Origin of the sequence: Mesorhizobium sp. M1334 (assembly GCF_040317995.1) — a bacterium.
In the GTDB taxonomy this organism is placed as follows: Bacteria; Pseudomonadota; Alphaproteobacteria; order Rhizobiales; family Rhizobiaceae; genus Mesorhizobium.
The window spans coordinates 626,392-639,176 of sequence record NZ_JAMYLM010000002.1 but is presented as its reverse complement, the minus strand read 5'-3'; the positions used below and the strand labels follow the sequence as shown (position 1 = coordinate 639,176).

12 protein-coding genes are annotated in these 12,785 nt (G+C 61.8%); 7 read left to right on the top strand and 5 right to left on the bottom strand.

Translation table 11 applies throughout. The features are described 5' to 3' along the window. Positions 1-482: 482 nt before the first annotated feature. The gene (locus NKH17_RS06665; protein WP_352801714.1) at positions 483-1,214 is read right to left on the bottom strand and encodes a TetR/AcrR family transcriptional regulator; all 732 of its coding nucleotides are present in this window, start codon (positions 1,212-1,214) and stop codon (positions 483-485) included. Here NKH17_RS06665 and NKH17_RS06660 point away from each other — a divergent pair. Continuing rightward, entirely contained in the window at positions 1,201-2,400 is a 1,200-nt protein-coding gene (locus NKH17_RS06660) for an FAD-dependent oxidoreductase (protein ID WP_352898157.1), read from the top strand. The two genes, NKH17_RS06665 and NKH17_RS06660, sit on opposite strands and share 14 nt — an antisense overlap. Positions 2,401-2,465: 65 nt before the next feature. Here NKH17_RS06660 and phbB read toward each other — a convergent pair whose 3' ends face one another. Both phbB and NKH17_RS06650 read right to left on the bottom strand, forming a co-directional pair. Beyond that, complete coding sequence (gene phbB, locus NKH17_RS06655; RefSeq protein ID WP_352896518.1) at positions 2,466-3,191, bottom strand: acetoacetyl-CoA reductase; 726 nt, start codon at positions 3,189-3,191, stop codon at positions 2,466-2,468. Between the two features lie 104 nt (positions 3,192-3,295). After that, positions 3,296-4,480, bottom strand: coding sequence for an acetyl-CoA C-acetyltransferase (locus NKH17_RS06650; RefSeq protein WP_352898160.1), 1,185 nt, complete (start codon positions 4,478-4,480; stop codon positions 3,296-3,298). Positions 4,481-4,758: 278 nt separating this feature from the next. On the opposite strand from NKH17_RS06650, the gene phaR reads away from it, so the two are divergent. Further along, positions 4,759-5,367: a polyhydroxyalkanoate synthesis repressor PhaR gene (gene phaR / locus NKH17_RS06645; RefSeq protein ID WP_254816501.1), complete on the top strand. Its 609-nt coding sequence runs from the start codon at positions 4,759-4,761 to the stop codon at positions 5,365-5,367. Positions 5,368-5,476: 109 nt separating this feature from the next. Here the strand turns inward: phaR and NKH17_RS06640 are convergent, their stop codons facing one another. Then, positions 5,477-5,923 carry a hypothetical protein gene (locus tag NKH17_RS06640; protein ID WP_352650951.1) on the bottom strand — a complete coding sequence of 149 codons (447 nt, stop codon included), beginning with the start codon at positions 5,921-5,923 and terminating at the stop codon, positions 5,477-5,479. 101 nt (positions 5,924-6,024) lie between these two features. Between NKH17_RS06640 and NKH17_RS06635 the strand changes: the two genes are divergently transcribed. Further along, positions 6,025-6,678 (top strand): TetR/AcrR family transcriptional regulator, encoded by a 654-nt coding sequence (locus NKH17_RS06635; protein ID WP_352898163.1) that lies wholly within the window; start codon positions 6,025-6,027, stop codon positions 6,676-6,678. Between the two features lie 42 nt (positions 6,679-6,720). Here NKH17_RS06635 and NKH17_RS06630 read toward each other — a convergent pair whose 3' ends face one another. Further along, on the bottom strand, positions 6,721-7,869 hold the full coding sequence (locus tag NKH17_RS06630; RefSeq protein ID WP_352898166.1) for a citrate/2-methylcitrate synthase: 1,149 nt from the start codon (positions 7,867-7,869) through the stop codon (positions 6,721-6,723). Between the two features lie 92 nt (positions 7,870-7,961). On the opposite strand from NKH17_RS06630, the gene NKH17_RS06625 reads away from it, so the two are divergent. The 4 genes from NKH17_RS06625 to NKH17_RS06610 all read left to right on the top strand — a co-directional run bounded on the left by NKH17_RS06625 (position 7,962) and on the right by NKH17_RS06610 (position 12,785). Continuing rightward, the gene (locus NKH17_RS06625; RefSeq protein WP_352898169.1) at positions 7,962-9,050 is read left to right on the top strand and encodes a citrate synthase/methylcitrate synthase; all 1,089 of its coding nucleotides are present in this window, start codon (positions 7,962-7,964) and stop codon (positions 9,048-9,050) included. Between the two features lie 199 nt (positions 9,051-9,249). Further along, entirely contained in the window at positions 9,250-10,032 is a 783-nt protein-coding gene (locus NKH17_RS06620) for a 3-hydroxybutyrate dehydrogenase (protein WP_352650945.1), read from the top strand. 26 nt (positions 10,033-10,058) lie between these two features. Next, positions 10,059-11,189 carry a patatin-like phospholipase family protein gene (locus NKH17_RS06615; protein ID WP_352650967.1) on the top strand — a complete coding sequence of 377 codons (1,131 nt, stop codon included), beginning with the start codon at positions 10,059-10,061 and terminating at the stop codon, positions 11,187-11,189. A 384-nt stretch (positions 11,190-11,573) separates the two neighbouring features. Then, positions 11,574-12,785: an efflux RND transporter periplasmic adaptor subunit gene (locus NKH17_RS06610; RefSeq protein ID WP_352476139.1), complete on the top strand. Its 1,212-nt coding sequence runs from the start codon at positions 11,574-11,576 to the stop codon at positions 12,783-12,785.

Sequence of the window (12,785 nt, the reverse complement as noted above, 5' to 3'; positions counted from 1 at the left end):
CAGGGTTTGTTCACGGCTACATCTGGGTTTTCTGCCGGCGTACCTCACCACATGCTGAATCACGGAAACTGGCCCGATTCATGCAGGCGGCATCCAGGCGAGCACCACGGTTAACCTTTGCCGGTGAATGGTCGTGGCTGGCCAATCTGCTTCGCACAACATTATGAAATTATTGATGTTTCCTAACGCGCTTTAATCATTCTGAGGTGTTTTCAGCTGTCGTCGTTAACGTTCCGCTCAAAGCCGGAACGAATCGGCGACGAATCAGAGATAGCCGAAGTTTCTTGGTTTGTTCACCGCAACATGTTGTGTTGTGAACATCTTTTCCACCGAGAATCCACAGGCTGCCGGGCGGTTTTTGCACAGGCTGCGCAGCGGCCATTAACCTTTGCGTGCTGGTTCGGCACACACCGCCGTCATGGCCATCGGTCGGCGCACTTGCCGCATGAGGCTCAGACTCGGCCCCACGCTGAACGGCTTGTTCAAGGCACATCCTCTCCGACGGCATAGCGCTGCAATGTAGGGCCGACGGTCTGGATGATTTCGTCGTGAGACAGGGCGACGACCGGTGGTAGGCGCAGCAGGTAACGGCACATCGCCAAACCCAGCAGCTGGCTGGAAATGAGCCCGGCCCGCCGGCCCGCATCGGCGGGATCAGCGACCGCCGCAACCAGTGTCCTTACCTGGTTGGCAAATACATCGCGCAACTTTTCGGCGGCGAATTCGTTCGACGTCGCCGACCGCAGCAGAATTGCCATGCCGGTACCGTTGGCCGGATCTTCCCAGATTTCGAGAAATCGCCTGATCAGTGTCTTGCCGATGGCGGTTCGATCGATCACGCGCAGTGCCGGCAATTTCAGGTCGACGACCGCCGCTCTGGCGAATAGCTCGTCCTTGCTGCGGAAATAGCGGATCACCATGGCCGGATCGATCGAGGCATGGGCGGCGACGTTGCGGATGGAGGCGCCGTCATAGCCGTGCTTGGCGAACAGCAGCCTCGCGGCTTCGAGGATCTGGGCGCGGGTGCGGTCCGACTTGCTGGTTTTCTTCTGCTGATTCTCGCTCATGAAATCCATATGCCAACGGCTGTTGACAAATGCAATGGCTTCGGCTAGAAAGTCAACATGTGTTGATAAATGGAGAGAGAAAATGTTGCCAGATAAAACGGAAGTCCTGATTATTGGCGCAGGCCCGACCGGCTTGGCGCTGTCCATCGTGCTGCACCAGGCCGGGATCGACCATGTTCTGATCGACAGGCTTGGGGAGGGCCTTCAAACCTCGCGGGCCGGCGTCATCCACGCTCAGACGCTGGAAGCGTTGGAGCCGCTGGGCGTCACGCAGCGGCTGAGCGAACTTGCCCTGAAGCTGCAGAATTTCGCCATCCGAGATCGCAGCCGGGCACTGCTCAAGCTCGATTTCGGAAAGCTTCCGTCGAGGCATCCCTATCTGATGATGCTGCCTCAGAATCTCACCGAGCAGGTGTTTGCCGAGCGGATTACGGCCCTGGGCGGCGTGATCCACCGCATGGTCGAGGCCAAAGCGGTGGTTCAGGACACTGACGGTGCGCGCGTGACGGTGGTCGAAAACGGCCGCGAGAAGATCATATCGACACGTTACGTCGTTGGCGGCGACGGCATGCACAGCCTAGTGCGCAACTCGGCCAGCATAGAGTTCGACGGCGCGGCCTATGAGGCGTCGTTCGTTCTCGCCGACGTTCGTCTCGACTGGCCGGTTGGGCCAACCGAAGTGTCGCTGTTCTTTGCGCCAGCCGGACTGGTGGTGGTGGCGCCGCTCCCAGACGGATCGTACCGCGTCGTCGCGACAATGGACGATGCACCGGAAAAACCCGCAGTCGCAGACATACAGGTGCTGCTCGACAGCCGTGGGCCGACCAAGGAAAGAACCCGCGTGCTCGACCTGTCGTGGAGCTCGCGGTTTCGCGTGCATCACCGCTTGGTCCGGTCATACCGCAAGGGCCGGTTGTTCCTGATGGGCGATGCCGCGCACGTGCACAGTCCGGCGGGAGGGCAAGGCATGAATACCGGCATCGTCGACGCGGTCGTGCTTGGCCAATTGCTTGGCGACGTGGTGAACGGCGTGCGCCCCGAAGCGGAGCTCGAACTCTATGAAACGCTGCGACGCCCGGCAGCCCAAGAGGTGCTTGACCTGGCTGGCATGATGACCGGCATGGCACTTACCCGCAGTCCGGTGAAGCGGTTCGTTCGCAACCTCGTACTATCGGTGCTGAACCTCACACCATTCCTGAAGCGCCGCATCGCCTTGAAGCTGTCGGGCCTCAGTCGGGCGCCGCTTGCCCGTCTGCCGGCACCCGCGTGCGAGGCAGGTTCAATTACCCGAACCCAGCCTGAAGCCAGCCCAGCGCTGAAGCTTGCCGCGTGACAGCCCGGTTATCTGCCCGTACCTGCCGTCGGGCCGGTACGGGGGCATCCGCGACATCCCAAGCCTCAGCTGATGTACTGGCCGCCATTGGCTGATATGGTCGAGCCGGTGATGAAACCGGCGTCGTCGGATGCGAGAAAGACGACGCAGCGCGCGATCTCCTCCGGCTCGCCGAGACGGCCGACCGGGATCTGCGGGATGACACGCTCGTTGAGCACCTTCTCGTCCATCGCCTTGACCATCTCGGTGGCGATATAGCCGGGACAGATGACGTTGACCGTGATGCCGGCGCGCGCGCCTTCCTGGGCCAGTGCCTTGGTGAAGCCGATGTCGCCGGCCTTCGAAGCCGAATAATTGACCTGGCCGACCTGGCCTTTCTGGCCATTGATCGAGGAGATGGTGATGATGCGGCCGAACTTGCGGTCGCGCATTCCACCCCACAACGGATGCGTCATGTTGAAGACGCCGGAAAGATTAGTGTCGAGGACCTCTTTCCATTGCTCGCGCGTCATCTTGTGGAACATCGCGTCGCGGGTGATGCCGGCATTGTTGACCAGCACCGAGACGGGACCGAGATCGGCCTCTATCTGTTTGATGCCGGCAGTGCAGGCTTCATAGTCGGCGACCGACCATTTATAGACCGGGATGCCGGTCGCTGCCTTGAACTTTGCCGCCGCATCCTCATTGCCCGCGTAGTTTGCGGCCACCGAATAGCCGGCGCTTTTCAAGGCGACCGATATCGCCGCGCCGATGCCGCGCGACCCGCCTGTGACGATTGCAACTTTTGTCATGTGTCCTCCCGGGAAATGCAGATGACTGCGCGTTGAAGCGGTGGGGTTTGCCCTCTATTCCCTACTCGCTTTGCGCCAGTATCTTACTCGTATCGCTTATCTCATCACAATGCTTCCACGCACATAGCAACGCCCATACCGCCGCCGATGCACAGCGTGGCAAGACCTTTCTTGGCACCTCTGCGGCGCATCTCGTAGACCAGCGTGTTGAAGATGCGGGCGCCCGAGGCACCGACCGGATGGCCGATGGCGATGGCGCCGCCATTGACGTTGACGATCGCCGGGTCCCAGCCCATGTCCTTGTTGACGGCGCAGGCCTGCGCGGCGAAGGCCTCGTTGGCCTCGACCAGATCGAGGTCGCCGACCGACCAGCCGGCCTTGGCCAGCGCCTTGCGCGAGGAGGGGATCGGTCCCGTCCCCATGATTTGCGGGTCGACGCCGGCGGTCGCCCAGGAAACGATACGCACCAGAGGTGTGATGCCGCGCCTTGCGGCTTCCGCTTCGGTCATCAGCACCACGGCTGCGGCGCCGTCGTTGATGCCGGAGGCATTGGCTGCCGTCACCGTGCCTTCCTTGTCGAATGCCGGCTTGAGTTTGGTCATGGCATCGATTGTCGCGCCGTGGCGGATGTATTCATCCTGGTCGACTACGGTGTCGCCCTTCCTGCCCTTGACTGTGAAGGCAATTATCTCGTCCTTGAATTTTCCGGCTTTCTGCGCGGCCTCGGCCTTGTTCTGGGAAGCCAGTGCGAACTGGTCCTGGTCGTCGCGGGTGATCTGGAACTGGCGAGCGACGTTCTCCGCGGTGTTGCCCATATGATAGCCGTAGAAGGCATCGGTCAGGCCGTCCTTGATCATGGTGTCGATCAGCTTGAAGTCGCCCATCTTGACGCCACCGCGCAGATGTTGCGCATGCGGAGCCATCGACATCGATTCCTGGCCGCCGGCAACGATGATCCTCGCGTCGCCCTGGGCGATCTGTTGCATGCCGAGCGCGATGGCGCGCAAGCCCGAGCCGCAGAGCTGGTTCAGGCCCCAGGAGGTAGTCTCCTGCGGCACGCCGGCGGCCATAGCCGCCTGCCGCGCCGGGTTCTGCCCTTGGGCCGCGGTCAGGATCTGGCCGAGAATGACCTCGTCCACCTCCTTGCCCTCGACGCCGGCACGGACAAGCGCTTCCCTGACGGCGACCGCACCCAATTCATGGGCTGGCGTGTTGGCGAAGGCGCCGTTGAAGGAGCCGACAGGCGTGCGCGCTGCACTGGCGACAACGATGGCGTTGGAAGCGGACATGTTCTTCTCCAGGCTTTCGGGGAACGATTTCGGGTGCCGTCTGGGACTTTTCTTGCCCTTTCCACAACCCGAGTCAAACCCGAAATGGGCATGGCGTCCCACTGCCGCAAGCATGCCGCCCGTCGCTGCAACGGCGGCTCGTCCGTGCTGCGCAGCATAAAATGTTCCCGCACTGCACAAACCGCTTGGATTCATGACGCTTTTGCGCATATCCTTTAAAAAGGCGCAATCGTTACCGGCGGCTTACTTAAGCTGGCCGGTGTCCGGGGAGGATGCAGATGGCCGCAAAAGACGAACCTATTGTTATCAAGAAATATGCCAATCGCCGTCTCTACAATACGGGCACCAGCACCTATGTGACGCTCGAGGATCTCGCTGAAATGGTCAAAAAAGGCGAGGACTTTACTGTCCAGGACGCCAAGACCGGTGACGACATCACGCATCCGGTGCTGACCCAGATCATCTTCGAGCTCGAGAACAAGGACGGGCAGAACATGCTGCCGATCCCGTTCCTGCGTCAGCTCATCGCCTATTACGGCGACCAGATGCAGATGATCGTGCCGAGCTTTCTCGAGCAGTCGATGCTGGCCTTCTCTAAGGAGCAGGAACGCTTTCGCGAACAGATGAAAGATGCGCTCGGCAAGTCGCCGATGGACATGATGAAGATCGCCACGCCGATCAAGGTGCTGGAGGAGCAGACGCGGCGCAACATGGAAATGTTCCAGAACGCCATGCGGCTGTTCACACCGTTCCCGCCTGCGGGCTCTGCGCCGGCAGCAGCGCCGGCCGAACCGGCCAGGAAGGAAACACCGGAAAAACCCGACGACCTTCAGGAACTGAAGGAGCAGATCGCCGCGATGCAGCGCAAGCTCGACACGATGTCCTGACTGCCGGCTGGCGAAGTGCCGGCCGAAACTTCCTTCAGCAGACCGTGTGATAAAACATCTTCGTCTCGAAAGGCGGAGATGTCATCCATGCTATGCTTCGTGGCATGCTCTATTTCGTGGTCACCGTCACCAGAGCGGTAACAGGTTTGCCGTCTACTAGAATGGGCCGGTGATGATCATCGGCAAGAAGCACGCCGATTACGTGTCTGCCGGCGGCATTCGGGCAATGGCCGAAACGGGCCTTGATAAGGTCACCGCCAAAGTCGCTGTTCATGCTGTTGTACGGCTTGCCGGGGATGTTGCAGGTGTCTCCGTCGGGATCGATCTTCATATGCACGTGGCCGCATTGGCTGATTTCCCCACACTCACCCGCAGGGAGCAGCCTGAAGTTGCTCCTGACGACGACGCCTATCGCCTTCTCAGGAGCATTGCCCAGTTCGACAACTGAACCTGCGGTCGGCCAGGCGATTTCCAGGGTGGGCCGATCCTCGGCCTCGGCAGACACGAGCGACAATAAGGAGAAAGCGAGGGCAGTCGTTGCGGTAATGCGAAACATGGTAACCTCCGTTGCGATGTAAACATTGATTACATACGCAGAGCTCGAACGCAAGGGAAATAATCAGTGTTTACATTCCGCTCTCGTGCTATTTGGCTGAGATGACCAAGACTACTGATTCCGACGAAGCCGGACATGCCAAGCGATACCATCACGGCAATCTTGTCGAGGCCTTGATCACGGCAACCGTGGAGATCATCGAGGAACGGGGAGCCGAGCATGTCTCCGTACGCGAAGCCGCAAAACGTGCCGGCGTTTCACCCGGCGCACCATTCCGGCATTTTCGATCGAAAACAGCATTGCTAACCGCGGTCGCCGAACAGGCCATGGATCGGCTGACAGAGGCTGTTGCCAAGGCGCAGTCGAAAATCGGCAGCGCAGATCCCATTGAGGCTTTCGAAGCAATCGGACAAGGCTATCTGGAATGGGCAATTACCAACCCCACGCATTTCCAGATCATCAGTTCCAGAACCCTAATTGATTTTGAAGCGTCGGACAGCCTTCGTCATCAGAATGAGGCTATTCGGCGGAGGATGATCGACTTGCTGACGCAAGCGCAACAACACGGTCGGCTTGCTCCCGACACCGACTTTGATCATCTTGTGCTTGCCGCGCGTGCACTCGTGTATGGGTTGGCACGCATGGCGCTCGATGATCATTTCCGGGAATGGCATCCGTCCGAGCCGCCAGCCCTGGCCGCGCAGCGGGCTCTCCGACTTTTCATGAACCGTATGACCATTCCATCTAAAGCTTAAATCCGCCAGCACCCAAAAAAGGGCCCGGGATTGCGCCGCCAGCTAATGGAACTCCGGCAGCGGTCCCTGGTAGCGGGCGCGTGGCCGGATCAGGCCGTTGCTTGTCACCTGTTCCACCGCGTGCGCGGCCCAGCCGACGCTGCGGCCGAGCGCAAACAGACGGAACGGCGCATCGGACGGCAAGCGGAGGCTGCGCGTCAGCGCAGCCAAGGCGAAATCGACGTTCGGGCGCATGCCCGTTGCCGCAAAGGCCGCATCGCAAAGCCGCAGCAGCCCATCATCGACATCGATAGCGGCCAGCAAAGGTTCGGCGCGCGGATCGCCTTCGGGATAAAGCGGATGGCCAAATCCGGGCAGTGGCATGTCGTGACCGAGCCAGCGTCCGACGGCCGCATCCAGCCCCAATCTCTGCGCATCCTCACCCAATATCATGACGGCCTCCGCGGCGGCGCCATGGCGCGGACCGGAGAGCGTGGCGAGGCCGGCAAGCAGGCAGGCCGAAACAGGTGCGCCGGTGGACGCGGCGACCCGTGCGGCGAACGTCGATGCGTTCAATTCGTGATCGGCCAACAGTACGAGCGAGCGGCGGATCAAGTCCGCGCCGGCCGCATCGAGCGACCATCCCCGCGCCAGCCTTTCGTGCACGGCACCGGTTCCGGGAATCGCGCCGAGCGCCTGGGCCAGGGCGGCGATGGCGCTGGCCGCATCGTGGTTGAGCGAAGCTGATCGGCGGCCGAGCGAAGGCCGGCCCTTGGCCGCCAACGCGGCCAATTCCACGAAGGCGGCCGGCCGGCCAGTTGCGCCGTTGCCATGGCGGCTCGCCGAGACAAACGACACTGGTGCGTCAGATGCCCAAAGCAGGTTTGCCGTCTGCTCCAGCGTGGCAGCATCGCAGAGTGCAACCGCATCCTGGCCGCGATAGACGAGGCGGCCGTGCAAAACGGTCGAGATCGTGGTGGCTATCGCCGGCTCACCCCAGGCAATTGCACTTTCCGCGATGGCCTGGGGATTTCTGCCGCGCGCCCGGCGGCTCGCCAGCGCCGCGATGTCGTCGGCGCGATACTGGCTACGGCGTGGATCCGCCCGGTCCGGCCGCATGCCGATGCGCCCGCGGCTGACATAGGCATAGAGCGTCTGGGCGCGCACCTTGAGACGCTCCAGGGCCTCGTCCCGCGTCAGCCACTCCGTCATGTCAGTCCTGTCATGTTGATTCTGTTGATCAAGATTGATGATCCAGTCGCCAACCCTTATCTACCGCGCGGAAAGGGTCAAGGAGAAAACCAATGGCGAATGGGCTCGATGATGTGGTGGCGGCGGAAACGGTGCTCTCCGATGTTGACGGTCTTGGCGGCCGCCTGACCATCCGGGGCCATTCGTTGCCTGAACTGGCAGGCCGCTGGAAATACGCCGAGGTGGTCCATCTGCTGTTCGATGGCTTTTTCGACGATTTTCCCGGCGACAAGGAACTGGCGAACGCGATCGGTCGGGCGCGCAGCGAAGTGTTCGAGCAGATCGAACCCTTGCTGCCGTTTCTCGCATCCCTCGATATCTTCAGTGCGATGCGCGCCGGCATTGCGCTGCTGCCGGACGGCGGCAAATTGCCGGACGCGCTGCGGCTGGTTGCAGCACCTGCCGTGCTGACGCCGGCCTTGCTGCGCTTGCAGCGCGACGAAAGCCCGATTGCGCCCGATAGCAAGGCCGATCATGCCGCCGACATGCTGCGGATGCTGACCGGCATTGCGGCCTCGCCGAAGTTGGCGAAGGCACTCGATGCCTATCTCGTGACGGTTTGCGACCATGGCCTCAACGCATCGACCTTCGCCGCGCGCGTGGTCGCTTCGACGCAGGCCGGGCTTACTTCGGCGGTGCTGGCCGGGCTCGGAGCGCTCAAGGGGCCGCTGCATGGCGGCGCCCCAGGTCCGGTGATCGAGATGCTGGATGCGATCGAGGCGCATGGCGACGCCGCCGGCTGGCTGCGTGACGAGATCGGGCGCGGCCGCCGCATCATGGGCTTCGGGCATCGCATCTACCGCGTGCGCGATCCGCGTGCCGACGTGCTGAAAGCGGTGGTGCGGCAACTCGGCGCCAAGGGCGAAGCCGGCCACCGGCTGGCGTTTGCCGAGAGCGTGGAGCAAGCGGCGCTCGAAGTGCTTCGCATCGCCAAGCCGTCGCGCTCGCTCCAGACCAATGTCGAGTTCTTCACAGCACTTCTGCTGGAAGCGGCGGGCTTTCCGAAAGAGGCGTTCACCAATGTCTTTGCTGCCGGGCGCGTCGCCGGCTGGATTGCCCATGCGCGCGAGCAGCAGACGAGCGGACGGCTGATCCGGCCGCAGTCGCGCTATATCGGGCCGGTCCCAGACCTCGTCGCCTGAGGATTTTTCCCTCGCATACTTGCGGAAACCGGTCGCAATAGCCGGTGCCGGACACCTCTCTCGTCGAGATAAGAGAGGTCCTCATGACAAAAATTTCATGTCATTGCTCCACACATCCGCTGTTCTTGGATGGCAGAGAACCTATATGCTGCAGTGCAACATGGTTCCGCGGGAACCCACTTCAAAGGAATAGCCAGCCTTGACTACCAGAAAAACCGCCATCGTCACGGGTTCTACCTCGGGCATCGGCCTGGCCATTGCCCACGCGCTCGCGGCCGAAGGCTGCAACCTCGTCGTCAATTCCTTTTCCGATACCGCAGACGACCACGCCATCGCAGACGCGATCGCGAAGCACCACAAGGTGAGGACCGCCTATGTCAAAGCCGACATGTCAAAGCCGGCCGAGTGCCGGGCTTTGGTGGCGAAGGCAGCCGAGGCATTCGGCTCGGTCGACATCCTGATCAACAATGCCGGCATCCAGCATGTCGCGCCGGTGGAAAGCTTCCCGATCGAGAAGTGGGATGCGATCATCGCCATCAACCTGTCGTCGGCCTTCCATACCATCGCCGCCGCCATCCCGTTGATGAAACAGGCCGGTGGCGGCCGGATCGTCAACGTCGCCTCGGCCCACGGCTTGGTCGCGTCGCCGTTCAAGTCGGCCTACGTCTCGGCCAAGCATGGCATTATGGGCTTGACCAAGACTGTCGCCCTGGAGCTGGCGCGCGACAAGATCACCTGCAATGCCATTTGTCCGGGTTATGTGCTGACGCCGCTGGTCGAGGCGCAGATCCCCGACCAGATGAAGGCCAACAAGATGGACCGCGAGACGGTGGTCCGCGAGGTCATGCTCGAAAAGCAGCCGACCAAGGAGTTCGTTACCGTCGAGCAGGTTGCGGTGGCGGCAGTGTTCCTATGCTCGGATGCGGCGGCGCAGATCAACGGCACGCACATCTCTGTCGATGGCGGCTGGACCGCTCAGTGAGCCATCCAGCGGTGAAGGGCCACGCCATGCCGAAGAACGGCAAGGTGGAAGAGCCAAAGAAGATCAACATCGCGCTGCAAGGCGGCGGCTCGCACGGGGCGTTTTCCTGGGGCGTGCTCGATCGGCTGCTGGAGGACGGGCGCCTCGATATAACGGCGGTTTCGGGCACCAGCGCCGGCGCCATGAATGCCGTGGCGCTGGCCGACGGCTTTGTCCGCGGCGGCGTCGAGGGTGCGCGGCGGAAGCTCGACGATTTCTGGCGTGCGGTGGCGGCAAAGGGCCGCTTCAGCCCGGTGCAGCGCATGCCTTGGGACGTCGCCTGGGGCAATTGGTCGATCGAGAACACGCCCGGCTATTTCCTGTTCGATACGATGTCTCGGGTATTTTCGCCCTATGTCGCCAATCCGCTCGCCATCAATCCGCTGCGCGACGTGGTCGAACGTGAGATCGATTTCGACAATGTGCGCGCCTGCAAGTCGATTGAACTGTTCATTTCCGCTACCAATGTCGAGACCGGCCAGTTGCGGGTCTTCTCTGACGGCGAGATCGACCTCGACACGGTGATGGCGTCGGCCTGCTTGCCGCAATTGTTCCGTGCCGTCGAGATCAAGGGCGTGCCCTATTGGGATGGCGGTTATGGCGGCAACCCAGCACTGTTCCCGTTCTTCAAGACGGCGGCCACCGAGGACGTGCTTTTGGTTCAGATCAATCCGGTGGTCCGCGAGGGGACGCCGAAGAGCGCCAATGAGATTCAAAACCGCATCGACGAGATCACCTTCAATGCCGGGCTGTTGCGCGAATTCCGCTCGATCGCCTTCGTCAAGGAATTGATCGCCGCCGGCCGACTGCCGCACGGCGAATATCGCGACATACGCATGCACCGCATCGATGCCGACGAAGCGTTCAAGGATTTGTCGGCATCGTCCAAGGTCAATGCCGAATGGGCGTTCCTTGCTTATCTGCGCGACCTCGGCCGCACCGCGGCCAGTGACTGGCTGGAAGAAAACTACGACGCCGTCGGCAAGCGGCCGACGATCGATCTGTCCGGCGAGCTCGATGACGGCCTGAAGCCGGTACGCGGGCCCGCGCCGGGCCGGCGGGTCAAGGAGTTTCTTGCGGCGCACAAGCAGCCCGAGGCCGCCCGCCGTCCGGCCTAGAACGGTTAATCGTTTCGGAAACGCCGAACCGCTCTATCTTTTTCTTTTGTTTTGACGCAATTCCGGACGGAAACCGTTTCACACTTTTCCTGGAATTGCTCTTGCTCCTCCGCAAAGCAGATGACATCGCAATCTGTCCAATCATCCTGACACTTGCTGCCATACCGCTGTTTTGGCGATCAACAGCCGATGCTGCAGCCGCATCTTTGCGGACAAAGCAACAATCCATCAACTTTTCTGACTATATTGCGCCGCAACTTTGAGGTAGAAGCGCGCTTCGCCGATCACGGCAATTTGAATACGGCCTCGCGCGCACCCATATCGGCGACGCGCCCCAAGTAGAAGATGCGGCCTGGCCGAACCCCGCGCACTGGAAAAATAACGATGCCGAAATTCAGGTTTCACAAGCTTGCAGCCATTGTTGTGCTCATCGGTTTCGCCGGCTGGATGGCGACAGGCGAGTTCTCGTCCGTCGGCAGCGCGTCCGCCGACAACAAGCCCAAGGCAGGAGAGGTCGAGCAGCCCAAGACAGCCGACGCAGGCAAGCCCCAAACTGGCGAACAGGGGGCTGCCAAGCCGGGGACTGCCGAGGCGGAACAGCCCAAGGCGCCGTTACGTACGGTCGCGGTCATAACCCCGCCGCGGCGCACCTATGCACGCGCTATCCGCATTTCCGGACTGACCGAAGCCGACAAGCGCGCCGTCCTGGCGACACGCGTCGCCGGCGTCATCGACAAGCTGCCGGTCAAGCAGGGTCAGCACGTCAAGACCGGCGACCTGATCCTGATGCTTGCCGCCGAGGAAAAAATCTCGGCGGTCGACAATGCCAAGCAGCTTGTCGTGCAGCGTGAGGCAGAGCTGGCTGCTGCCCTGCGGCTGATGAAAACCGGCAATCTGCCCAAGTTGCAGCTCGATACAGCCCGCTCCAACCTGACGCTGGCCAAGTCGCAACTGGACGCAGCGCAAGCCGAACTCGACCGCAACGAGGTGAAGGCGCCCTTCGACGGCGTTATCGACCGGGTGCCGGTGGAGCTTGGCAGTTCCGTGATGCAGGGCGGCGAGGTGGCTACTATTCTCAGCCTCGACCCGGTGATTGCGCGCGGCGAGGTCAGCGAACGCGATCTCGGCTATCTGAAGATCGGTGACAAGGCGAATGTGCGTCTGGTCAGCGGCCAGAACGTCGAGGGCATCGTGCGCTACATCAGCCGGGATGCATCTTCGGCAACCCGTACCTTCCGGGTCGAAGTCGCCATCCCGAATGCAGATGGTTCCGTACCGGCCGGCATGACGGCCGAAATCGCGCTCAGCGCCCAGCCGACCGACGCCGTCATGCTGCCGCGCTCGGTGGTGACGCTCGGCGACAAGGGCGACCTCGGCATCCGCGCCGTCGACAAGGACGACAAGGTCGTGTTCTTCCCGATCGACCTGGTCGACGACACGCCGACCGGCCTGGTGCTCGGCGGCATTCCGGCCGACGCCCGCATCATCGTCGCCGGCCAGGAGCTGGTGAAGGAAGGCGAAGTGGTCAAGCCGGTCGAAGCGGACCAGGCGACCATCCAAAAGCTGTTGGGCGAAGCGACGACCGGGACGCAGTAA